The organism is Brevibacillus daliensis, assembly GCF_021245735.1.
Taxonomy (GTDB): Bacteria; Bacillota; Bacilli; order Brevibacillales; family Brevibacillaceae; genus Brevibacillus_B; species Brevibacillus_B daliensis.
On record NZ_JAJISB010000017.1, the window covers coordinates 17282 to 40481 of the forward strand.

General features: G+C 38.1%; 22 protein-coding genes. 12 read left to right on the forward strand and 10 right to left on the reverse strand.

Annotation, left to right across the window (positions count from 1 at the left end; translation table 11 throughout):
• The first annotated feature begins 2 nt into the window (after positions 1 to 2).
• Positions 3 to 1271 carry a TRAFAC clade GTPase domain-containing protein gene (locus tag LM917_RS13775; RefSeq protein WP_232698112.1) on the forward strand — a complete coding sequence of 423 codons (1269 nt, stop codon included), beginning with the start codon at positions 3 to 5 and terminating at the stop codon, positions 1269 to 1271.
• Entirely contained in the window at positions 1268 to 3754 is a 2487-nt protein-coding gene (locus LM917_RS13780; RefSeq protein WP_232698113.1) for a GAP1-N2 domain-containing protein, read from the forward strand. The genes LM917_RS13775 and LM917_RS13780 overlap by 4 nt, the downstream gene beginning before the upstream one ends.
• Before the next feature lie 199 nt (positions 3755 to 3953).
• On the opposite strand, the gene LM917_RS13785 is transcribed toward LM917_RS13780, so the two are convergent.
• The 4 genes from LM917_RS13785 to LM917_RS13800 all read right to left on the reverse strand — a co-directional run bounded on the left by LM917_RS13785 (position 3954) and on the right by LM917_RS13800 (position 6209).
• Complete coding sequence (locus LM917_RS13785) at positions 3954 to 4217, reverse strand: hypothetical protein (RefSeq protein ID WP_232698114.1); 264 nt, start codon at positions 4215 to 4217, stop codon at positions 3954 to 3956.
• Position 4218: 1 nt separating this feature from the next.
• Positions 4219 to 4611, reverse strand: a complete 393-nt coding sequence (locus LM917_RS13790) for a hypothetical protein (protein ID WP_232698115.1) — start codon at positions 4609 to 4611, stop codon at positions 4219 to 4221.
• Positions 4612 to 4889: 278 nt separating this feature from the next.
• Positions 4890 to 5384 (reverse strand): GyrI-like domain-containing protein, encoded by a 495-nt coding sequence (locus LM917_RS13795; protein WP_232698116.1) that lies wholly within the window; start codon positions 5382 to 5384, stop codon positions 4890 to 4892.
• Between the two features lie 249 nt (positions 5385 to 5633).
• The gene (locus tag LM917_RS13800; protein ID WP_232698117.1) at positions 5634 to 6209 is read right to left on the reverse strand and encodes a Rossmann-fold NAD(P)-binding domain-containing protein; all 576 of its coding nucleotides are present in this window, start codon (positions 6207 to 6209) and stop codon (positions 5634 to 5636) included.
• Positions 6210 to 6369: 160 nt separating this feature from the next.
• Between LM917_RS13800 and desA the strand changes: the two genes are divergently transcribed.
• Entirely contained in the window at positions 6370 to 7398 is a 1029-nt protein-coding gene (gene desA / locus LM917_RS13805; protein WP_232698118.1) for a Delta(5) desaturase DesA, read from the forward strand.
• On the opposite strand, the gene LM917_RS13810 is transcribed toward desA, so the two are convergent.
• The 5 genes from LM917_RS13810 to LM917_RS13830 form a co-directional block, all read right to left on the reverse strand.
• On the reverse strand, positions 7358 to 7588 hold the full coding sequence (locus tag LM917_RS13810) for an HAD hydrolase family protein (RefSeq protein WP_232698119.1): 231 nt from the start codon (positions 7586 to 7588) through the stop codon (positions 7358 to 7360). The genes desA and LM917_RS13810 overlap by 41 nt on opposite strands.
• Before the next feature lie 241 nt (positions 7589 to 7829).
• Positions 7830 to 8834: a transketolase family protein gene (locus LM917_RS13815; RefSeq protein ID WP_232698120.1), complete on the reverse strand. Its 1005-nt coding sequence runs from the start codon at positions 8832 to 8834 to the stop codon at positions 7830 to 7832.
• 13 nt (positions 8835 to 8847) lie between these two features.
• On the reverse strand, positions 8848 to 9753 hold the full coding sequence (locus tag LM917_RS13820; RefSeq protein WP_232698121.1) for a transketolase: 906 nt from the start codon (positions 9751 to 9753) through the stop codon (positions 8848 to 8850).
• A gap of 25 nt (positions 9754 to 9778) precedes the next feature.
• Positions 9779 to 10429 (reverse strand): L-ribulose-5-phosphate 4-epimerase, encoded by a 651-nt coding sequence (locus tag LM917_RS13825; protein ID WP_232698122.1) that lies wholly within the window; start codon positions 10427 to 10429, stop codon positions 9779 to 9781.
• 167 nt (positions 10430 to 10596) lie between these two features.
• The gene (locus LM917_RS13830; protein WP_232698123.1) at positions 10597 to 11529 is read right to left on the reverse strand and encodes a sugar-binding transcriptional regulator; all 933 of its coding nucleotides are present in this window, start codon (positions 11527 to 11529) and stop codon (positions 10597 to 10599) included.
• 292 nt (positions 11530 to 11821) lie between these two features.
• Between LM917_RS13830 and LM917_RS13835 the strand changes: the two genes are divergently transcribed.
• The 7 genes from LM917_RS13835 (at position 11822) to LM917_RS13865 (ending at position 19183) form a co-directional block, all read left to right on the forward strand.
• On the forward strand, positions 11822 to 13228 hold the full coding sequence (locus tag LM917_RS13835; RefSeq protein ID WP_232698154.1) for a PTS galactitol transporter subunit IIC: 1407 nt from the start codon (positions 11822 to 11824) through the stop codon (positions 13226 to 13228).
• A gap of 148 nt (positions 13229 to 13376) precedes the next feature.
• Complete coding sequence (locus LM917_RS13840) at positions 13377 to 14438, forward strand: zinc-binding dehydrogenase (RefSeq protein WP_232698124.1); 1062 nt, start codon at positions 13377 to 13379, stop codon at positions 14436 to 14438.
• Entirely contained in the window at positions 14439 to 15281 is an 843-nt protein-coding gene (rhaD, locus tag LM917_RS13845) for a rhamnulose-1-phosphate aldolase (protein WP_232698125.1), read from the forward strand.
• A gap of 2 nt (positions 15282 to 15283) precedes the next feature.
• Positions 15284 to 15739 carry a PTS sugar transporter subunit IIA gene (locus LM917_RS13850; protein WP_232698126.1) on the forward strand — a complete coding sequence of 152 codons (456 nt, stop codon included), beginning with the start codon at positions 15284 to 15286 and terminating at the stop codon, positions 15737 to 15739.
• Positions 15740 to 15759: 20 nt separating this feature from the next.
• Entirely contained in the window at positions 15760 to 16062 is a 303-nt protein-coding gene (locus tag LM917_RS13855; protein ID WP_232698127.1) for a PTS sugar transporter subunit IIB, read from the forward strand.
• A gap of 61 nt (positions 16063 to 16123) precedes the next feature.
• The gene (locus LM917_RS13860; protein WP_232698128.1) at positions 16124 to 17137 is read left to right on the forward strand and encodes an NAD(P)-dependent oxidoreductase; all 1014 of its coding nucleotides are present in this window, start codon (positions 16124 to 16126) and stop codon (positions 17135 to 17137) included.
• Positions 17138 to 17347: 210 nt separating this feature from the next.
• Entirely contained in the window at positions 17348 to 19183 is a 1836-nt protein-coding gene (locus tag LM917_RS13865) for an LTA synthase family protein (protein WP_232698129.1), read from the forward strand.
• 62 nt (positions 19184 to 19245) lie between these two features.
• Here the strand turns inward: LM917_RS13865 and LM917_RS13870 are convergent, their stop codons facing one another.
• Positions 19246 to 20868, reverse strand: a complete 1623-nt coding sequence (locus LM917_RS13870) for a family 10 glycosylhydrolase (protein WP_232698130.1) — start codon at positions 20866 to 20868, stop codon at positions 19246 to 19248.
• A gap of 282 nt (positions 20869 to 21150) precedes the next feature.
• Between LM917_RS13870 and LM917_RS13875 the strand changes: the two genes are divergently transcribed.
• On the forward strand, positions 21151 to 21837 hold the full coding sequence (locus LM917_RS13875) for a response regulator transcription factor (protein WP_232698131.1): 687 nt from the start codon (positions 21151 to 21153) through the stop codon (positions 21835 to 21837).
• Positions 21830 to 23107 (forward strand): sensor histidine kinase, encoded by a 1278-nt coding sequence (locus LM917_RS13880; RefSeq protein WP_232698132.1) that lies wholly within the window; start codon positions 21830 to 21832, stop codon positions 23105 to 23107. Before LM917_RS13875 ends, LM917_RS13880 begins: the two co-directional genes overlap by 8 nt.
• Positions 23108 to 23200: the final 93 nt, after the last annotated feature.

Genomic DNA, 23200 nt, shown 5'->3' on the forward strand with positions numbered 1-23200 from the left:
ACATGTTTTCATTTTTGAAGAACATGTTTGAAAAAAAACAACCACTGAAGGAACGACTTCCTTTTTACGATATTGTGTGCCCCTACTGTTTTTCTAAATTTGCTCCCGATCAAGTCGTGTTCAGGGCGGCACACCATCGTAATGATGATGAGCAGTATGCATTGCAAGAGGACGAGATTTTGAATCAATATCGGGACAAATTCGGCTTGGATGCGATTGAGGAAATGGAAGCAATCATCGACCCGGAAACCATCCCGCCAGAAAATCGTCTGTATATTGACCAAGTATTAGTAGGTCTTACAGATCGATATGACATTGTGACGAAGCGAAGACTGTGCCCCAAATGTCATAATGAATTACCGATCACGGCTGGAAAAGCACCGAGTAACATCATCTCAATCGTAGGGGCTTCTCAGGTAGGGAAATCAGTATACATGACATCACTAATTCACACGCTACAAAACACCACCGCCAACAATTTCAATGCTGCTTGTATGCCACTTAATGCACAAATTAGTCGCAAATTCCGGGAGAATTACGAGGCTCCTCTATTTGAACGTGGACAATTACTTGATTCTACGCAGAAAGAGAAGCGACAGGAACCATTTATCTTCCAATTTATTTTTAAAGACAGTGAACAAGCTCCACTTATTCTTGTCTTTTTCGATGTGGCAGGCGAGGGAATGGTGGATCGTGAATACCTGGACCTGTATGCGTCACATGTGAAGAATTCGTCGGGAATCCTCTTCCTCGTTGATCCTCTGCAAATCAGAACGATACGAGACAAAATTATGTTAACCATTGGAGATCAGCCAGGCGAGTTCACTGCCAGATATGATGAACCTCGTGAGGTATTAATTACGCTGTTTGAAAACTTCATCGGGTATCAAGAGCAAAGCAAAACTCATATTCCAACAGCAGTTGTCCTGACCAAAAGTGATATGCTACATAATCTAAAAGAAGATGATAGCGAGTACATCAAGTCGAATAGCAATGTCTTCCGAAATTATGTGCACCATGAGTATTTAAATCTGGGAGAGTTCGAAAATATAAATGGGGAAATTCGTCGATTTATTGAAAAGGTGGATCGTCCTTTTAAAGATGCGCTGGATGTTTATTTTACCAACACAGCATATTTTGCTGTCTCTGCGCTGGGAAGCAACCCTGTTAATCAAAAAGTAGCGGGAGTGGTTACACCTGTACGTGTAGACGAGCCGTTTATCTGGCTGATGCATCAACTCGACTACGTTGAGGGGAGGGAGCAGCAGTGAGCCGGCAATTCATAGAGCAACAATACTACACGCGCGGCAGACAGGGGATTTTTCGCTCGAATGAAGGATACGATACCGTCTCCAAATCAATAGGATTAGACAATTCCTTTATTAAAAAGACACTCCACCCATTTTGCGTCTATGATGCCCCGAGAGAGTTGCAGGAGAGAGCAGAGAGCAATGTGAAAAATTACCCTGCTGCACTTTTCTCCTTTCGTGCAGAATCAGGCGAAATGGTACTAGGAAAGAGCGTTTATGTAGGCGCCGATTTTACTGGTCAACGTAATACGTTTTTTACCCATAATTATGTGATTCCGGTGTCCCGACGCGAGGAATTTATTAGAACACCCGCCAAGATTTTTGGAGCTCATTCATTTTGCAAACAATACGATGATACAGAAGGAAAAGAGCTATCCCCAGTAGAGAACATCCCTTATCACCATGCGATAACCGAGGATAAAAAACGGTTGTTACAGCAAATGGGTATTACGGAACAATCCTTCAAACAACTGCTGTATGCCATCATGGTCTCTATATCGTCTAAGAAAAAAGTATTTATCAGTCTCGATGTTGATACTCGTGTATTATCTGATTCAGCAAGTACGTTGCTAGAAATCATGTATGGAGCGCTTCCTTATGAAATGCGCAGACATTTTGGCTTTTTAACCTATACGAACGAGCCGGAGAGTAAGAAATATCTTCATGTCATGTTTGTGGAAAAGGGAAGTATTCGACCAGGAAACGGAACTGTTGATAAAGATTTTTTGTTTGATTTTCCTAATCAACGGATTCTTAATGTCGATATCCAAGAAAATCATGAATATCTTGAGTTTGCCTGGAGTAATCTCAATCAACCTCAGGCTCTGACTGCTTTTTATGATTTTGCGGATGAAATCCTTTCGGGTGATGACCCTACAAAGGGTTTAAGCATTACCACATACTATGAACTATGCTCATTGTTTTATATTGAATCGGGTAATATGGTTATCTATGAACGTAATAAAACATCCATATGGCAGGTTCTCTTAAACTATTTAAACAATGCACGATTGGAAAATAAACATAGGCTGTTTAATCTAGGTGAACTTCTTTTTCAAGAGGAAAAGAAGCTGCTTGCTGTAAAAAAGCTACCCGACATTGAGTTGGTTCGATTACTTATTGATTCGTATCAGGTTTTTCCAAAAGAAGGTACACGAAAAGAGATCATTTTGTATTTGATGGATCTCTTGCTTAAAGGAAAGGCATTTGGAAAAATTGATTACGTAAGAGAAGTGTACAAGCATCTGACGAGTAATCGTAAATTATTTACTTTCATGCTAAATACGATTTTGGGCTATCAAGAAGTAGTGAAGCCCTTATTTGAAGAATATGTAGAACAAAGATTATCTGCGATTGTAAAGATGGATGGTGTGTTACAGGAGATCAGCTTCTGGATTGATCATGCACCGCAAGCTTTACAAAATCGTTTTTTCACCCAGGTTACAGAGCAAAAACTGCTTCAATTATATGGGCAGGAGAGAAATAAAGTAGAAGCTGCGGGGCATATTCACCGTTATTTTCAAAAATTGATAAGTGGCAACAGCTTTACCTTCGCCAAGAGAATGATAGATGAGGTAGATCGAACCTTACTGAAATGTATCAAGTGGGATACGTTGTCCAAGGCGGACTTTTGTCAGCTTATCTATCTACTGGAAGAGAAACCGCAAAACTTTTTCAACGATCTCGATTTACAGACCCAACAGACACATCAATTGATTGTAAACCTGTCTTCCCTCCGTAAGCATCCAGATCAGACAGCGCAGGACTTTTTCCACGGTTTTGATGAACAGGATATGGAAATCCAGCAACAGCTCATTAAAAGGTTCCTTAGCAATCCGTTGGAGCCCGAATGCTTCTCACAAGTGATGCTAGCGTTTTATAGCGCCGATTTCCATGATTCATCGGATTATAGGTTCGAAGAGATGCTTGATTACGTAGAACAACACGGTGGGGATGAGGGCGTTTATCTGTTTATCCAGTGGTCTTTAAAACAACGAGGTCAATTTTTTGAGGGAAGACGTATCGTACCTGCCTATAAGAAAGCCTTGAAGCGTTACTTCCTCACTGATAATGGGAAGATGATACGTGATAAAGCGTGGCGCAAACGCTGGCAAGCGATTCGTAATGTCAACTTTCAGGAAATCCTTAAAGAAGTACGGAACGAGACTTCAAGTGGGCTGACCAGGTTTTTTCGCAAGAACAAGGTTTTGGTGAGTGTAGGAGTTGTGGTTATCCTGGCAGGAGGTACAGTTACAGGGATGTACTATAACTCTACCAATTCAGCACAGACTCCGAATCAGCAACCAGCTACAGGCCCTCTTCCTAGTCAAATTGAAGAAGTATCCGAGCAGTCACCAATGATTGAGAAGAAAGATGAGTTGTGGAAATATGATTCGATTCCGCTGCGAAATCTGCTTCATCCACAGGTTAAACTGAATAAGTAAGACTAAGAATCGATCTAGAAGAATAACCCGAACAATGAACGTTCATGTCATTGCTCGGGTTTTATTCTGTTTAGGAACCGATAAGAAACAACTTCTATTGAAGTCCTTTCGAAGAAGCTGGTTCTTCTTTAGAGGATGTTTTTCATGCGCATCAGGAAGTGGCCCTTCGAAGTTTACACTTTCTGATACAGTAAATGAATTATTTGGCATCAAGCGGTTTCTCTAATATGTAACGATAAATAGGAACCTCTGCGCCTTTTTCCACAGGAATGAAGTTAAATGATACGTAACTATCAACAGATTCAGGCTCAAAAGCTAACGCAATGTAGTTGGCATTAGGCTGTGCCATGCTAAAAATATAGCTATCTGCTGGGAAAGTCATCGTTTTAGGAGTTACTTCTGTGATGACATCATTCGTGTAATGACCGTTTTCCTGGACTGCGCTTACTTTATTTTCGGTCACTTTATAGCTTTCGACAGGGACGGGAATCTTTACTGAAGAGTAGCATCGGAATGTCATGACCCTCCAGAGACTGACCGATAATCTCCAGTTTTACATTTGGATTATTATTCGTAAGCGTTAAAAGGAAATCCATCATTTCTTCTTGGCTAGTGAAGGCAACCTTATCTTTTTGGAACGCAGGAGTAATTAATTTTTCTGTAGGCTTGGGAAAAAGAGCTTGGACATTCTCTGGCTGTACGTAAGAAGGACCTGTGCCGTAATAAGGAGTAAAGGTTTTCGTTTCTTCTGCTGCGATTGCTTTGTCCAATAAAACGGGTGAAACAAGCACTATTGGTCCAGTGAGTAGAGAGAGTGTGATAATAAGTGAATAGGTGGAACGTAGACTCTTCTTCATAGTAAATCCTCCTCAGCAAAGAATGATTACTACCTAAAATTTATCACAATATTCAGAAAAAATAAGGAGAAAACCGTATTTTTAACAAAAATGAATCTTTTATACTGGTACTCTATGAAATGAATTATGTTATTCTCATACTTTGGTAGGAGCTGGGATAAAAAAACAAGCAACCACTGTCTAATTGGTAACAGACTGTGGCTACTTGTTTTGTTTTGGTGATTTATTTCTAGTTACAGTATGAGTCATGTAGATAATTCAAATGCAAGACGGAATGATTACACCACAGGAACAAAAATATCCATATAATGTACACCGTCGCGATCATATTCCTCTTCAAAGCAGCTTCTGCCTATAGTAAGCTCTGTTTCATACTTACTGTTATTAATAAAAGAAAGCAGAAGTGCATAACCCTGTGCAACATTTTCGAGAGATTCATTGTGAGGATCAGCTATGGTTAGTTTGGCATAATTACCTTCTTCAATATTAGAAATCTCAGCACCACAGCAAGTGGATTCATAATCCTCCGGAATTACATACGCACAGACATAGCCACGCAATCCAAAGTGTTCTGATTGTTCAATGGATACAAAAGGAAAATCCCAACCAATTCTACGAGGAATATAACCTTCCTTATCCAGCAAGCCGCAATTTTTTGCCCATTGATCCATATAGGAGATAACATCCTTTTCAGGAGCAGGACTGATCATTACATAGCTAGCAATACGCATTCGAGGTACATGCACAATTTCAATTTCATTATAAATACCCACTTTAGTTCCCCCAATCTTAGATGAATAAACTACAGTTATTAAAGGTAACAAAAAGATAGATGCATTAATGATTTGCACATTTCCATTATACGTTAATTTACCAAGATATTCTGTGTCACAGAGGAGACAAGTACAGGAATAAAATGTAATCTGAGCCAGATGATTTTCGATCCCACTAATAATGCACCCCCGCAGGATAAGCGTTGATGCCGGGAATAAAACAGACCATCGTGAGCTGTATCGTATCAATCACGGTCTAAAAGACCAAGGAGTTACTGTCCCAATAACTGATCGAGCCTGTGAGACATGGATTTTTTCAATGATTCCCTCACATATTTCATGATGTGTAAGCCAGCGAGATCGACTGTCCTCCACGATAAATCCTAAGATAATTTCACGGTACACTAAATATGGATAGGTTGTACGGAAGAGACCATGATCATTAAAAGAATGATCTGGATGGGCAGCAGCACTGCCTAGGAGCCTAACATATGTAGAATCTGGGGAGGTTTGATTCAGCAAGGTTGCCAGTGCATAGGGCGCCTCTTTGGCATAACTATGAATCCAGTTAACTGAAAGAGAGATAGGGCCGTGCTGGTTAATTGAATGGGTAACAGAATGGATGAAGCTTTTGATGTCATGGTAATCAACGGGAATCGGATTAATATTTCCAGGCAAATGGGATAAGTCTACTGCTAACTGTTGATGGGTATGTTCATTTCTAGCAACTACCGATACGAGTTTGCCCCGTTCCAAAAAATGTTTGACCATTCCTTTAAGCATTCCTGTACGGCCAACTACTAACACATGCTCATTTGAAGGCATGATTAAGCTCCTTCCCAGTGAAAATATTGGTAATGATTCACATAAATAAATTAATTCTGCTAATTTATGCAATAATGCGAGACTCTTTCTCAATTATAGAGTAATATTGAATGGATACAACCGTGTTACGAATTGATTGTGAGAGAGGGAGATCTATAGAATGGTTCAACAGGCAAAAGCTGGGTGGCGAGCCGATATCGCACCATATGAAAGACCGCAAATGAAGCGTAGTGTGTTTCAAATTGTTAACACACTGGTTCCCTTTTTTGTAATTTGGTACTTGGCTTATCTAAGCCTCTCCATTTCATATTTGCTAACCCTTGTGTTGGCTATACCAGCTGCAGGATTTTTGGTTCGTACTTTTATTATTTTTCATGACTGCTGCCATGGATCTTTCTTTAAGAATAAGGTAGCTAATGAAATACTGGGAACAGTTACAGGAGTATTGACTTGCTGCCCCTATCATCAGTGGAGACGTAGCCATTCCATTCATCATGCTACTAGTGGGAATCTGAATAAAAGAGGTACGGGTGATATATGGACCCTTACCGTTGACGAATATGTTGCCTTGCCATTTTTTAAAAGAATGTATTATCGTATTTATCGTAATCCATTCGTGATGTTCTTTATTGGACCGATTTATATTTTTCTGATTGATTACCGTTTTAACCGTAGACAGGCTGGAATGAAGGAGCGCTTGAACACCTACATCACTAACCTGGGCATTATTGGCATTGCAGTCCTTTTGTCTTGGTTATTAGGCTGGAAAGAATTCTTGCTGGTTCAAGGACCTATCTTTTTTATATCAGGTATTGCTGGCATTTGGCTCTTTTATGTACAGCATCAGTTTGAAGAAACTTATTTTGAACATGAGGAAAATTGGGATTATGTAAAAGCAGCATTGGAAGGAAGCTCTTTCTATAACTTGCCAAAGGTTCTACATTGGATTACCGGAAACATTGGTTTTCATCATATTCACCATCTGGATCCACGAGTACCTAACTATTATCTGGAGAAAGTTCATAATACGAACTCGATGTTTCGTGATGTTAAATCAATAACATTAAAAACCAGTATAAAATCACTTCAATATCGGGTATGGAATGAGCAATCCAAAAAGTTCGTTGGATTTAAAGAAATTAAAAAAATCACTGCTTCGTATAAATTAAAGAGTAAGTTAGAGCAGTAAATGGACACGCATCTTCCATATAACTCCCTTGTTGCATGCTGTTAATCCAACTGAAACGGTGAATGATTAGTGTAGTTACATGCATGCCAGCGGTTTTGAACATGGATAGGTCGTTTAGGTTATCACTTATTCCAACGGTATCTTTTAATGGAATTTGCAAATGTCTTGCAATATACTCTCTAAAGCCCATCCTTTGCTGGCATCAGGATGGGCTATCTCTATTCTTGTCGATCCTCCGATAGTAATGTCCCATCTAAATCAATCGCTATAAGTTTCATTTTTCCTCCTCAACCAATACAAGAACTAAAATTATAAAATACACCTCTTACGGGTTGTATATAATATACATCGTAAGAGGTGCTTACTCTCTCCTTTATTAAGAACTCACGTTAGCTTAGATTCCGGTTCAGATGTTTGAAACAGAATAAATATTATAAAGCATCTGGATCATGTGTGGATACAGCTTCAATACGAACTTCTTCTAAATCCTTTTCTGTGATGTTAAAGGATTTTCCTATAAGTTTTTCCACTCCTTTTACAAGAGAAATAGAATCGAGACCATACTCAGTCATTAGATAATGCTGAGTGGCACCATGAGCAAAAGTATCATTTAGACCAAGTTTCACCAAAGGTTTGCCTATCGCATTTTCTGCCATCACTTCTGCTACACAAGTTCCCAAACCACCGATCACCGTATGATTTTCAAGTGTAATGGCTCCATATTTCACTTTTTTCAAGGCTTCAACAACTAGAGGATCTGTAAAAGGCTTTAATGTAGAGATATGAAGATGTTGAATGGATAACCCTTTTTCTTTTAATACTTTAGTGGCACGCATTGCTTCCTCTGTACAAATACTGCTGGAGAAAACTGCGATATCAGTCCCTTCACTTAAAACCCGAGCTTTATTTATCTTAAAAGGTTCATTACGATCAAATAGCCTTGGAACCTCTTTACGAAGCATTCGAATATATACTGGTCCATTTACTTCTTCTACAGCATCCAAAACCGTTTCTATTTCTGTTGCATCACCCATATCAAGAATAGTCATATTTGGTAAACCACGAAGAACGGATACATCTTCAATAGCTTGATGGGTAACTCCACCTGGAGTCATAATGCCAGGAAGGAAACCTACGAGAGTAACTGGTAGATTAGGATAGGCAATAGACATTGCTAATTGATCGTATGCCCGGCGGTAGAAAAATACAGCAAAGGTATGAAGCCATGGACGAAATCCTTCTCTAGCAAGACCTGCTGCAAAACCTAACATATTCTGTTCAGCAACACCCATAGAGAAAAAACGGTCTGGATAAGTTTCTTTAAAAGGCTTAATTTCACAAGAGCTTGTTAAATCACCAGATAAAACGACTACTTCAGATCTATTTTTTGACCATTCAACAAGGTTCTTAGCATGTACATTTGATAAAACTTCCATTCTGTTCACTCCCCTACATTTGATTCAAGAAATCAATATATTTTTGTTCTTCTTCATCAGACTTAAAACGAACGTAATGTAAGAATGGTTTTCTTTCCTCTAACATTGGTATCCCTTGACTAGAATTCGTATAAGTAAGAATTACAAGTGGTTTTCCATCGTTAGCTGGTTCTGCTGCCTTGATTATGGCTTCCAGATCGTGACCATCGACAGAAAAAACGCGAGTTCCAAAAGCTTCACAACGACTCGCTAGAGGTTCAATATTCATTACATCCTTTGTATATCCATCCAATTGTTGTCCGTTAACATCAACAATAATAGCTAAATTATCTAGTTTATAAAACGAAGCAGCTTGAAGTGCTTCCCATGTCTGTCCCTCTTGAAATTCTCCGTCAGACATATAAGTGAAGATTCTTCCTTCTTCACCCTTTAATTTACGGGCAAGAGCAATTCCTCCAGCCACACTAATAGCTTGTGCAAGGGACCCAGTTGTACACTCAAATCCCGGAGAGTGTTCTGCTCCGATCATTTCTAGCGTACTTCCATCTATATTGAAATTATCGATACTTTCAGGTGACATTCGTCCACTTTCTACTAAAGCAGAATAAACGACAACAGCATAATGTGCGGGTGAAAAAATAAGTCGGTCATAAGGTGCCTTTGTTGAACCGTTGTAGGCAGCTCCTGTAGGATAATCCATATTAGTAGGACCAGGCACACCAGGGAATTTAGGAGGAATGGCAGGTCCTTCACTTGGAGATAGATTCATGATTCTAGTATATAGTGCGGTGATTGTATCAGCTGATGAACACGCTTGACTAAGGTAACCACCTTTTCTGTCAATTGTTAACGTTAGGATACGGCGGCGAATATTATTAGCCATTTTCTGTATTTCTGGAATACTATATTTCTCACTCATTCTATAATCCTCCTATTCTATCAAGTTACTTCTGACCATAATTATTTTGATAGAAGTCATAAACTTCTTGGACATATTTTTTTGATAGTGGCTCAATATGATTTGCTAATGAGAGTGCATAATAAACACTTTGTGCAGTTTCTTCTAGAATAACAGCGGCTTTTAGAGAGTCAGTACTGGACTTTCCAACAGTGAAGACTCCATGGTTTTTTAAAAGTAGAGCAGAATTATTACCAATTTTGTCTACAATTTCTTTTCCAATTGCCGTTTCACCAACAGCTGCAATGTCAGATATCGGAATTTCTCTGCCAAATACGGCTGCTGAAGTAGTTGTATAAATGGGAAGTGATTTTCCTAGAATTGCAAAACAAGTGGCATACGGTGAATGCGTGTGTGTAATACCATGTATGTCTTGTCTATGTCTGTAAATATATAAGTGTGATTCTGTATCGACAGATGGTGCCAAATCTCCTTCAATAACATTTCCATCTAAATCAACGATTGTTAAATTTTCAGGTGTTAAATCTTCAAAGTGTACTCCACTTGGCTTGATTACGACTAAATTACTTTCAGGATCTCTTGCACTGACATTTCCGCTTGTCCATAAAACCAATCCATTGGCTGGTAGTGCAGTGTTATCTTTCCATACTTTTTTCCTTAAATCAGTAAGTAACAACGAAAGACACCCCTTCCTTGAAAATAAGTTCATAATGTTGAACGTTTGCTCGAGAACATTATTTCAATTAAAAGCACATATGTCAACATGTAATTTAATTATTAGAGAAAAGGTGTTAAAAAAATAAACGGTAAGCAAAATTTTTGCTTACCGTTTCGTAATGATCATTATTCTAATATTTTTAAAGCAACTGTCTCATCACATATCAGTACATTAATTAGTTTTCCGTTTAATGCACCAATTGTGGCTTCAGCTCTCTCAGCTGAGACGACGCATCCAATACTCATCGGTGCGTTTCGTAAGATATCCAATTCACCGGTAATAGGGAAATGATTATCTAATTTAATTTCATCACCGTTAATATTGTACATTCTACCCATGATATGACCGACTGTTCCTTTTTCTTTCAAAATAGTGATGTCATGATTGTTTAAAATTCCTGCTTTTCGTAACGTATTATGATGAATATCAAACGTACCAATACCATTAATTGTTATATCTACTTTTCGTCCAAGTTCGATTACTTCTTTAATTTGGGGTTCTTCAAGCATTTCTTGCTGTAGCATTTTAGAAGAAACATAAGCAGGGGAGTTTAAAATACAATATTTCCCATTAAGTTGTTTTGCAAGCAGATAAATCAATTCTGTTCCCTCGAGACTATTATCCTGTACGCCAAGACTACCAATAAGCTGGACAGCGAGTATATTATTCAAATTGGTTTGAGGTAAACTGCTGACAACAGCTTTGAGTGCCCGCCCCCAAGAAATACCGATTGACATATTATCATCTAAGAAACCGAGTAAATATTCAGCAACTGCATGTCCAACATTCAGCATAGATGTATCGTAATCTTCACTTCCAGATATCACAATTACATCTCTTAAATGATATTTGGTTCGGATTGCTTCAGATAAACTAGGATTTTTCTTAATAGGTGTGTTAATGGTAATGGTTACAATCCCCTGTTCTCGTGCCTCATCGAGCAATCTAGACACAGAAGGTCGGGATGTTCCTATGATTTTGGCTATTTCACTCTGATTCATCTTGTGTTGGTAATAAAGTTCTGCAACTCGGATAAGCAGAGAATTTTTCGATGACATGATTATCCTCCATTATTAAAATATTTCAATCATATGAACATATGATAAGTGTAATCTATATTCAAATGTAATAGGAATATAAATTATTGCTATTTAATAAAACCATATGTTCCCTGTTAAATCAAATGATTTAGGTTGCTGTAATAGTTAATTTATCAAATATAAAAACAAAAAATGAAAGCGCTTAAATTATTATTGACAAGTAATGCATAACATGGAACACTTAGCATATGTTCTATTCCATAGACTTTTGTTCAAATTTAGCTTTGAGGGGGTTTTTGATTTGTTAGAGATGCTAAAAAATGTTTTTGATGCTTTTGGTGCCGCAATATTTGTACCTATTATGCTCTACATTATTGCTCTAATTTTAAAAGTTCCGTCGAAAAAAGCATTTAATTCCGCATTATCAGCAGGTGTTGGTTTAACTGGTTTCTCACTTATTACCAACTCATTTATTCCGATTATGGTTCCTATTGTCGATAGAATGGTCAAAACAACAGGAATAGATTTGCCGATTCTTGATATTGGCTGGCAGGCAACATCAGTTGTTGCTTATTCTACACAAGTCGGTCTAGTTTTTATTGGTATAGCACTACTTATTCAAATCGTATTATTCCTTCTTAAATGGACCAATATTTTTATGCCTGGGGATCTGTGGAATAACTACTCCTTTATGGTATGGGGATCAATGCTTTATTTATTAACTGAAAATATGGTTCTAGCAATTGCTTGTATGGTTGTATTAAACCTTTACATATTGCTGTTTGCCGAAGTATATGAAAAAAGATTTTCAACCTATTATAACTATCCTAATTGTGCTTTGACCGCTCCACACCATGTTGGTGCAGTACCGTATGCTATTGCAATGGATTGGGTGTTACGTAAGCTAGGAGCAGATAAAGTAAATTTAAATCCTGCTACGATCAAAAGAAGACTCGGATTTATTGGTGATCCCGTTACACTTGGTCTCATTTTAGGTTGTTTGTTAGGAATCGCTGGTAACTTTGATCAATTAAATCGTTTAGAAGCATGGGGACAAATTTTAACAGTCGGTATTTCTACTGCGGCAGTAATGGCAATTTTTCCAAAAGTTGCTGTTTTTTTCGAAGCATCCGCTTTCACAAGTTTAACAGATGCTTCGAAAAAAACAGCAAAAGGTTCATCTAAAAAGCGTGAATGGTATATAGCTGTTAATGATGCAGTTGGGTATGGAGAACCAGCTACACTAATTACGGGAATTCTCCTTATTCCAATTATGGTTATTCTAGCTGTTATCCTTCCTGGAAATAAAGCATTACCTATGGTGGATTTAATTGCCTTACCGTATATGGTTATTGTCATTATAAGTATTTCAAAGGGGAATATTTTCAAAGCACTTATCTCTGGTGCCATTTGGTTCTCACTGGGATTGTATATGTGTACGATAACAGCAGGGTATTTTACAGAAGTTGCTATGGGAGTTGGAATTGATATTCCTGCAGGTGTCATGATGATTACTAGTTTCGGTATTATGTATAACCCATTTATGGCTGCTATTTTCTTGGCGTTCCTGTCACAAAATGTGCTGATTATAACAGGCGTCGTAGTCCTTTACTTTGTTCTATATGTGCTTTTCCGCAAGAATCGTACTCGGGTTCATGATTATTTAGAGAATGCGGGAGAAACAGAACAAGATGTTAAACCTGAAGTTGCTTTGTAATATGTAGACTTGAATGAAAAATAGGAAGAAATAGGTGTTAAAACACTAGTTTCATAGTGAAATTATTTCAAGATGAAACTAGTCCCTTTAATAATAAATTATTTTGCTGTGAATAAGTGACACCAATTTTTCCATAGGAGGTCGAAAAATGAAAGCATTGGTGATAACCAAACAAGGATACGGAAATATGGAACTAAAAGAAGTTCAAAAACCGGAACCAATAGATAATCTCATTAGAGTCAAAGTAGCATATGCAGGAATTTGTGGAACCGATATTCACTGTTATAAAGGAGAATATGACCGTTTTAATCCGCCACTTATTTTAGGGCATGAATTCTCAGGAATTGTTGATGCGGTTGGAGAAAATGTGACAAAAGTAAAGCCGGGTGACAGGGTTACAAGCGAGACAACGCTGTGGACGTGCGGAGAGTGTGAAAATTGTAAAAATAGGGAATATAACTTATGTAGAAATCGAAAAGGAATTGGCTCCCAAGTAGATGGCTGTTTTGCTGAATATATAATCGTCCGGGAAGAAAGTGTGCATAAATTAGCAGATAATATTAGCCTTCTTGCTGCATCCATTACGGAACCGATAGCATGTGGTGTCCATGCATCTATGGAAAAATCCAATGTTCAAGCTGGAGATATGGTTGTTATTTTAGGCCCTGGACCCATTGGTTTATGTTTGGCTCAGGTTCTTAAATCAATGGATGTGAAGGTTATTGTAGCAGGTATTACCAAAGACGAAAAACGGTTGGAATTGGCCAAAAATCTCGGTGTAGATCTCACAGTTGATACAATGAAAGAAAATTTGCCGAAAATTGTTTCTGAATATACAAATGGCAAGGGAGCTGACATCGTTTTTGAATGCTCAGGCGTTGCTCTTGTCCTTGGGAATATTTTTGATTTACTGAAACAAAAAGGTCAGTTAATTCAAATGGGTGTATTTGCAAAAAATGAAAATTTGTTAGATCTAAATGCAATTGTGCAGAGAGAAATATGCGTGATTGGTTCGCGATCACAAAAACCATCTTCATGGATAACAACGCTACATTTAATGAAAGAGGGAAAAATTACTCCTGAAAAATTGATTACTCGTATAGAACCATTGGACAACTGGGAGGAAGCCTTTCAGGCAGCGATGCAAGGAACAGAAATAAAAGTAGTTCTACAGCCAAATATGCTTGATGTAAAAGAAGGAGGTATATGAATGGAGGTGTTGAAAAATCAATATCCATGCACAGTAGCCTATGAAATTACACAAATGGCTTTTACCATGTGGCAATTAGGTTGGGATGAGCGAAATGGTGGGAATATCAGCTATATAGTGAAAGAAGAGGAATTGGTAAGCGATATTGATTTGCATGGAGAAACAAGGCATATACCGTTAAACTTTGATTTTGAAAGTAGTCTTTTGGATGGAAAACTACTTCTTATAACAGCATCAGGAAGCTATTTTCGAAATATGCTAGATTTTCCTGAAAAGAATATTGGACTTGTTAGGTTAGATTTAACAGGAAAAAAACTGGATGTATTGTGGGGACTAGAAGGTGGTGGAGTCCCAACAAGTGAACTGGCAACACATTTAATGAGCCATGAAACGAGGTTATCTGTTGACCCAGAACATCGAATTGTACTACATAATCATGCAACGAACATTGTAGCACTTACACTCCGAGAACCAGCTGATGAAAAGAGAGTATCGTTACTTCTTTGGAAAACGTTAACTGAATGTATTTTTATTTTCCCAGAAGGTGTAGGAATCGTCCCTTGGATGCCACCAGGGACAGCAAAACTGGGAAAAGCCACATCGGGAAAGATGGAGAAATTCCGTATTGTCATATGGCCAGGGCATGGAATTCTTGCTGCAGGTAACTCTGTTGAAGAGGCTTTTGGTTTGATTGAAACAGTGGATAAATCAGCAAATATATATATGCTTGCAGGTTCTCAGGCAGAATATTTTCTTACAGAAGATCAACTGAGGCTGTTATGTAATGAAAATAATCTTCAAGTGAATAAGGAACTGCTTGAATTACAAATAGAGGAGGTATGAAAATGGAATTAGTTAATGAATCTCTTATCTGTCTACATGCAGATGTGAAAACAGCTGAAGAAGCAATTCATCTCGCAGCAGATAGATTAATGCAGGAAGGCTTTGTAACATCTGATTATGCACAAGCTGTTATTGAGCGCGAAAAAACATATCCGACGGGACTTGCTGGAGCAGGTTATAATATTGCAATTCCTCATACCAATCCAGAATTTGTTATTAAACCAGGAGTAGCAGTTGTCATACCTAAAGATCCCATTATTTTTGCCATGATGGGAACTCCTGCGGAGAAACTAGCATGTCAGATGATTTTCCCGTTGGCAATGAAAAGCCCTGACAAACAATTACAGCTTTTAATGAAGTTAATGTCATTTTTCCAGAATAGTGAAGTACTTAAGCAGGTTTATGAGGCTAAAGAGGCAAAAACAATTATGGAGTTAATGAAAGAACTAGAAAACTAAACACAGAGGAGAAATGTAAAATGAAAAAAGTAAATATTTTATCCGTTTGTGGTTCAGGTACAGTAAGTTCTGCTATGGTGGGTCAAAAAATTAAGGAAATGCTTGGCGAACATGGATATGACTGCGAAATCCATGAAGTGAGTCCTGGAATGGTAGCGGGCGCAGTGGGAAGTAGTCATGTTGATCTTATTGCTTTTACTAGTCCGTTTGATCCCAATGATGCTGAAGGAATTCCACAACTAAATGCAGTAGGAGTTTTAACAGGAATGGATGAAGAAACATTTTTGGAAAAAGCCTTAGAAGTGTTGAAGGATCTTAAATAAACAAAATACTACTAAAACTGCTGTGTTTACATGGCAGTTTTTTTGTAAAGGAGCAAAAGTGATGAAGATAATTGTCATAGGAGATATTCATGTAGATGTGGATTTTTTTGCAAAACAGGCTGCTCAATTTGAATGGAGAGAAAAACCTGAGATTACAAAAGTTATATGGAAGCAAAAAAGTAAAGAGGAATTCCAACACCTGGCAGATATGATCGAAAAAGATGGACCAGAGGCAGTAAAATATCCGAAAGAACTTGATCAAGAAGTAGTCGATGCTGAGGTTATTTTGACACATTTTTGCCCATTGCCGACGAATTTGATTGCAAAAGCAAAAAACTTAAAATTAATTGGTACCTGTAGAGGTGGTTTAGAACATATTGCTGTTGAAGAAGCATCGAAACGTAATATTCCAGTAATTAACGCGATCCGAAATGCAGAGCCAGTTGCTGACTTTACCATTGGCTTGATGTATGCAGAGACCAGAAATATTGCTAGGGCACATCAGCAAATTAAAGCAGGAAAATGGCCGAAGAGTTTTGTTAATTCTCCCTATACAGCTAATTTAAATGAAAAGAGAGTAGGGATTATTGGATTTGGCAATATCGGTGGATTAGTTGCGGAGAAATTAGTAGCATTAGGAGTAGAAACGTTTGTGTACGATTCTCATATGACAGAAGCAAAAATAAGAGAAGCTGTACCATCTGTTATCCCAGTCACTTTAGATAAATTATACAGAGAATCTGATATCATATCTCTTCATGTTCGTTTTGAAAGAGGAATGCCACCTTTGATTAATAAAGCTGCTTTTGAAAAAATGAAGCCAAGTTGTTCATTAATTAATACTAGTCGTGCATATGCAGTGGATGAAAAAGCTTTAATAGAAGCCTTAAAAACCAAAAAAATAGCTGGAGCGGCATTGGATGTATTTAGAGAGGAGCCCCTCCCATCTGGACATCCGTTATTAGAAATTGAAAATGTTACATTAACGTCCCATATTGGGGGAGACACTGTTGCTGCAATTCCAATGTCACCCAAAATACTAATGAAAAATATTAAGAAGTTTCTAGTACATTAATGAGATTATATGAGAGACCTTCTGCAATCAGTCTAGATAAGTAATTGGTAATTTGACACTTTCAATCATGATTTGCATATTATATGATATTTCTGGAATGTACTTGTTTTTTAGGAGAAGATGTAAGTAAAATTAATAGTGAAATTTATGAAGAATCTATAATTATAAACAGTAAGAATAAATGAAAACTTTTTTTACAGGGGTATTATTATGAATGTAAATCATTTGAAAAACTACAGGATATCACTGTTTCTGTTCATAACGCTCTCAATAGTTGTGAAATGTATTTTGTTTACAGCAATAACCGCACAAATTCCTATCACAGAGCCACATTTTTATGGACTAATGAAAACAACTTTGTCACGTACACCTTATTACCTTGGGTTTATTTTACTATTATTATGTTTTTCATTCTTATTTACATCAAAAAAATCTCATTTTATATACCTTCTGATTGCAGACGTTCTGGTAACACTATTAATGGTAGCAGACATATGGTACTACAGAGGGTTCAGTACATTGCCATCGATTGTAATATTACAGCAATTCGATAACCTGGAGAATTTATCAGGTAGTATTATTTCCTTAATGAAGCCCATTGATTTACTATTGTTTGGTGATTTTATTTTGCTTGGATTTATTTATAAACGTCTTACATATGAGAAGAAAAGAGTTAAGTTTTTCATAAGTCTCTTGGTTGCTTTGGTATTGGTTTTTCACGTTCCTTTTTCAAGTAAATATTTAGGGATTAGAGACAGTAAAGCATTGTTTTCTATGCTTGATACTTCTATTACAGCATTAAATCTATCTCCAATCGGCTATCATTTTATGGATGCTTACTATTACGTCAAAGAGAACAAGAAATTACTTTTAACTCAAAATGAAAAAGATAAAATTGAAGAGTGGTTCAATCAAAGTGAAAAAACAGCGGTAATGAGTGCTCCGATCCGGGATAAGAATATTATTGTGTTGCAATTGGAGTCTTTTGAGGATTTTGTTATTGGATTAAAGGTAGATAATCAGGAAGTGACACCTAATTTAAATAAATTGTTGGCTAACAGCTATCGATTTACCAACATATATGAGCAGGTTAAAGAAGGAACTACTTCCGATGCGGAATTTATGATAAATACGTCTTTGTATCCTCTACAAAAAGGGAGCGTGTTTTTCCGTTATCCACATCATGAATTCCCTTCCTTGCCAGATCATTTGGAAAAACAGGGCTATTCCACAATTTCCATGCATGGAGATAGAGGAACGTATTGGAACTGGATGAATGCACATAGATCTATTGGATTCAATACGATGCTTGATAGTAGTGCATGGACGATCGATGAACAAATGGGAATGGGATTAAGTGATCGATCTTTCTTACGGCAAGTGTCTGAAAAGATTGTGCAGCAGCCTAAACCTTTTTACTCCTTTATCGTTACTTTGACAAGTCATTCGCCATTTGTAATTGATGAAAAAGAAATCAGAATTAAAATTCCGGAAAAATTAAAGGGAACGACGATTGGACGTTACATGGAAGCGACCAATTATACCGATTATTCAGTAGGTGAATTCATAAAGGAGCTAGAAAAGAATAATCTTCTGCAAGATACGATTCTGGTTATTTATGGGGATCATGAAGGCGTGCATAAGTACTATGGAGACGAAGAAGCATCAAAACTATATAAAAATGAAAAACGTGTCCCATTTATTATCTATCATCCATCAATTGAAGGGAAAGAAATCGATACCATTGGTGGACAGATCGATATTATGCCAACCGTTCTTTCTTTAGTAGGAATGGAGAAGCCTATATATGCTAAGGGAAGAGATTTATTTACCACCAAGCAGTCCTTTGCGGCTCTGATGAACGGGACAATAGTAGGGAATGTAAATGAAGCGGAGCGAGCAAGGATTTTGGAAGGGATCATACATTCTGACCTGATTATTAGAAGCAACTATTTACAGGCTGTTAACCATGTAGAGAAAGAACACGAAGTAACACGAGAATACAGAAACATACACACCCCGCGGGAGAATAAACTGGAAGAGTAAGCGTATTAATAAAAGAACCTAAGGATATGGGGCAGAGTCAGCCCATTCCTTAGGTTCTTGTTTTATTTAAGAGATGCGTAATAAGAGGTGAGTGCGTTCACAATGCCTAAAGGATTTTTTCGCAAGTCTTTTGCACTAAAGAAGACACTTCCCTGTACTTGAGGGATTCCGGCATTATAGTTCAGCTGATTAATGATCTCTTGGGCAGACTGCCAGCCTACTTCCTTTGTCCCCAGTTTGTAGGCTGCGTGTCCAATGTATAGCTTCACATTGGTACCATTTACTTCTTTTGCCCACCAAGAGACTAATTTATCATAAGGAACAGCATTAAAAGAAAAACTCCAGTAAACTTGTGGCATGATGTAATCGATCCAGCCATTTTGAATCCACGTACGAACATCAGCGTGCATATTGTCATAGGCGGTTACACCTGCCTTGGTGTCGGAACCCGTTGGATCGACAGATTTATTACGCCATACTCCAAACGGACTGATTCCATATTCTACATCTGGTTTTACGCTTTGAATGGATTCGCTTAGTACTCGTACGAATTCATTGATGTTATCACGACGCCATTCCGCTTTATTGGAGAAGCCTTTGCTATTATATGCTTTAAAGGTAGCATCATCCGGGAACACACCATTGGATGGATAAAAATAATCATCCAGATGGACACCATCGATGTCATAATTGCGTACCACTTCCATGATTTCATCGATAATTTGTTGACGTGCCGCAGGAATTCCAGGATTGATATAATACTTGTTGCTGGAGTTGATCAACCATTCTGGGTGTGCTTTTGCAACATGGTTGGAAGCAAGCTGATCTGTTTTAGCATCAGTAGTTGCCCGGAAAGGGTTGAACCAAGCATGAAACTCCATGCCACGCTTATGCGTTTCTTCCACCATAAATGCCAGCGGATCATAGCCCGGATTTTTCCCTTGGGTACCCGTCAAATATTTCGACCACGGTACCATGTTGGATGGGTAGATTGCATCTGCTGAAGGTCGTACCTGAACAAAAACAGTGTTCATTCCCATACTTTGCAATTCATTTAATAAGGTGGTAAACTCCTGTTTTTGTTTAGCAGCATTACCATATGAAGTGGTAGAAGGCCAATCCAGGTTGTAAACTGTAGAAATCCAGACTCCACGCATGTTCTGAATAGTTCCAGGATTTATAACTGGTGGTGGTGTAACAGGCGGTAGGATCGGAAGCAATTCAGGTGGTGTCACACTAGATCCAGAGAGTAGCGTAATAGTTTTAGTATCCTGATCCCAGTTAACTTGTAGACCGAGCTGTTCGCTGACAAAACGAAGGGGTACCATTACACGTCCTTGCTTGTTTTGTGCGGCAGCGTCTAAAGCTACGCTATTCCCATTTACAAAAGCCTTTTTCTCGTTAACAGTCATTTGAAGAGTTGTTTCGGTCGTGCGAATCGTTGCCGTCTCTCTGGATTGATCCCAGTTGACTTCTGCTCCTAGACTCTCACTGATAATACGTAGAGGAACCATTGTTACATTCACATTTGGAATAATAAACGGGGCGACATCGGTATGTACTTGTTGTCCGTCTAAAAAGATGCTAATTCCCTGATCGGCATGCACCTTTTGAATGGAGAAACCAGACATCGGTGTACATAAAGCGAACAACAACAACAGGGTAAACCACTTGCGAAACTTCATTAGTTGAATCCTCCGAATATAGTATATTTGCAAGAAAAAGCTCTCCAACTATAGACGCGTGGAGACAGTTGTTTGTTTCGATTTTCTGGAAAATAATACACAAGTGAGGAAGCAAGTATTAATGGCGGAGGGTAAGCTGTTTTTCAGATCGTAAGTAAAAAAGTAGGGAGATAACCTTGTCTCTACTCTAGCTTCATATGACAATGAGGAGTAAGTGGACAGTAAGAATGTCGCAGAGAGTCAGTTTGGGACAATGAAGTGCGGATAAATGAGGTGGTAACGATGAAACTACTAATTATTGAAGATGATATAAATCTTTCCCATACCATTCGTGAAACAACACATAAAATGTTTGAGGTGACACAGGCATTTGATGGGGAGGAAGGACTTTTTTTAGCCTCTCAACATATTTTTGATGTCATTATTTTAGATATCATGCTGCCCTTTATGAATGGATATGAGGTACTGGAAAAACTAAGGAAGCAAAATATCTTAACTCCAGTAATTATACTGACAGCAAAGGATGGGATTGATGATAAAATCCTTGGATTCAAAAAAGGAGCAGATGATTATCTGGTAAAGCCGTTTCATCGTGAGGAGCTGTTATTGCGCCTGGAAGCGATCCTACGGCGTTCAGGGGGAGATTTTAAACAGAATATCCTTAGCTTTAAGGATTTGCACCTGCATACGCAGAATGTAACGGTTACGATTGGGGACGAGGTTGTTAAACTACATGGCAAACAGTTTTCCTTGCTGGAATACCTCCTGCATAACAAGAACACAATCGTGACTAAAGAGCAGATATTTGACAGAATATGGGGCTATGACTCTGAAACGTCAACCTCGGTAGTTGAGGTATACGCCAGTAATTTGCGCAAGAATCTTAAAAGATTTGGGTACGACAAATATATTAAAACCTTTCGGGGATTAGGCTATATGCTAACTGAAAATGGTGAGGACTGTGACTGAAGAAAAAATCATTAAGAACCAACAGCGCAAATTAATGATCTACAATTTTATTGCTTTCACTATCATATTCACCATATTTGGTTTGATTATTTTTAGCCAAACCAAACTAACGCTATATTCTAAAACTGATAGAGACCTGCTAGCATTTAAAAGCAATATTGAGAGGGTAGGGCTTATTGGTCTTCAGAAGAATAAACCTGCTCCACCAGGCATTATGCCACCACCCGAATTTAGACTTGAGCCTAATCCACGGATTATCATCCTACTCTGGGACAAAAATAAGGAATTGTTGAATCCGGAAAGTACGGCTTTTTATGGTGATTTTTTTGAAGACTTACACTATAAACCATATGAGAGCATAACGAATATTACACTTAGCGGTATGTACACCTATCGTACCATTACCTTCCCCAATCCTGATACGGAAGATACCGCAGAGACAATTCAGCTAATGGTAAATGTGGATGGAGAGCAGAACGTCATAAACAACTACCAGACCTTACTTATTCTTTGTTCGATAGTCTTTCTCTTTCTATCTCTTACGGCCAGTTTTATATTATCTCGCAAAACTATGAAGCCAATCATTCAAGCGTGGGACAAACAGCGGGAATTCGTAGAGAACGCTTCCCATGAGCTGCGAACACCGTTAACGATCATACAAAACAAGCTGGAGCTACTACTTACTACTCCTTATGCTAAAATCATGGATAAATTTGATGCGATAGCCCTGACGCTCTCAGAAACGCGCAGGCTCTCTAAGCTTACCTCTGATTTATTGACCTTGGCTCGAGCAGATTCTATTGAGACCCAGTTGGAAAAAGAGTCGTTTTATCTGGATCAATTTATTCAAACCATATGCCAGCCCTATTACGAGATAGCTGAGGTAGAAGAAAAGGATTTCAGAGTGGATGTTGAAGGTAATACGATGATTGTAGCCGATAAAAACAGGATGCATCAGTTGTTGGTCATCTTACTCGATAATGCACTGAAATACACGGGAAATCAGGACACTATCGTAATCAAAATGGGTGCAGATGAACATAAAATTACGCTAGAAGTGTGCGATACAGGTATCGGAATCAGCGACGAAGGATTAGAAAATATCTTTTCTCGCTTCTATCGGGATGACAAAGCTCGTTCCCGAGAAAAGGGAGGAACAGGACTTGGGCTTGCTATTGCGGAATGGATTGTAACCAGTCACAAGGGAACGATTCAGGCTTCTCACAATACACCTAGCGGAACATGTATTACTATTACGTTGCCAAAATAACGAGAAAGAACGGTACACCCTATTTATCAGGGGTACCGTTCTTTTTTATTATTACACAAGATTCCCTCATTGTTTTAAGGTTTCTTTAAGCTT

Excerpts from the sequence above, each read along its gene's own strand:
- LM917_RS13860 (WP_232698128.1), top strand. The coding sequence starts at position 16,124 with ATGAAGATAATTGTCATAGGAGATATTCATGTAGATGTGGATTTTTTT.
- LM917_RS13850 (WP_232698126.1), top strand. The coding sequence starts at position 15,284 with ATGGAATTAGTTAATGAATCTCTTATCTGTCTACATGCAGATGTGAAA.
- desA (WP_232698118.1), top strand. The coding sequence starts at position 6,370 with ATGGTTCAACAGGCAAAAGCTGGGTGGCGAGCCGATATCGCACCATAT.
- rhaD (WP_232698125.1), top strand. The coding sequence starts at position 14,439 with ATGGAGGTGTTGAAAAATCAATATCCATGCACAGTAGCCTATGAAATT.
- LM917_RS13790 (WP_232698115.1), bottom strand. The coding sequence starts at position 4,611 with ATGAAGAAGAGTCTACGTTCCACCTATTCACTTATTATCACACTCTCT.
- LM917_RS13775 (WP_232698112.1), top strand. The coding sequence starts at position 3 with ATGTTTTCATTTTTGAAGAACATGTTTGAAAAAAAACAACCACTGAAG.
- LM917_RS13820 (WP_232698121.1), bottom strand. The coding sequence starts at position 9,753 with ATGAGTGAGAAATATAGTATTCCAGAAATACAGAAAATGGCTAATAAT.
- LM917_RS13835 (WP_232698154.1), top strand. The coding sequence starts at position 11,822 with ATGCTAAAAAATGTTTTTGATGCTTTTGGTGCCGCAATATTTGTACCT.
- LM917_RS13815 (WP_232698120.1), bottom strand. The coding sequence starts at position 8,834 with ATGGAAGTTTTATCAAATGTACATGCTAAGAACCTTGTTGAATGGTCA.
- LM917_RS13870 (WP_232698130.1), bottom strand. The coding sequence starts at position 20,868 with ATGAAGTTTCGCAAGTGGTTTACCCTGTTGTTGTTGTTCGCTTTATGT.
- LM917_RS13810 (WP_232698119.1), bottom strand. The coding sequence starts at position 7,588 with ATGGGCTTTAGAGAGTATATTGCAAGACATTTGCAAATTCCATTAAAA.
- LM917_RS13865 (WP_232698129.1), top strand. The coding sequence starts at position 17,348 with ATGAATGTAAATCATTTGAAAAACTACAGGATATCACTGTTTCTGTTC.
- LM917_RS13840 (WP_232698124.1), top strand. The coding sequence starts at position 13,377 with ATGAAAGCATTGGTGATAACCAAACAAGGATACGGAAATATGGAACTA.
- LM917_RS13855 (WP_232698127.1), top strand. The coding sequence starts at position 15,760 with ATGAAAAAAGTAAATATTTTATCCGTTTGTGGTTCAGGTACAGTAAGT.
- LM917_RS13875 (WP_232698131.1), top strand. The coding sequence starts at position 21,151 with ATGAAACTACTAATTATTGAAGATGATATAAATCTTTCCCATACCATT.
- LM917_RS13830 (WP_232698123.1), bottom strand. The coding sequence starts at position 11,529 with ATGTCATCGAAAAATTCTCTGCTTATCCGAGTTGCAGAACTTTATTAC.
- LM917_RS13800 (WP_232698117.1), bottom strand. The coding sequence starts at position 6,209 with ATGCCTTCAAATGAGCATGTGTTAGTAGTTGGCCGTACAGGAATGCTT.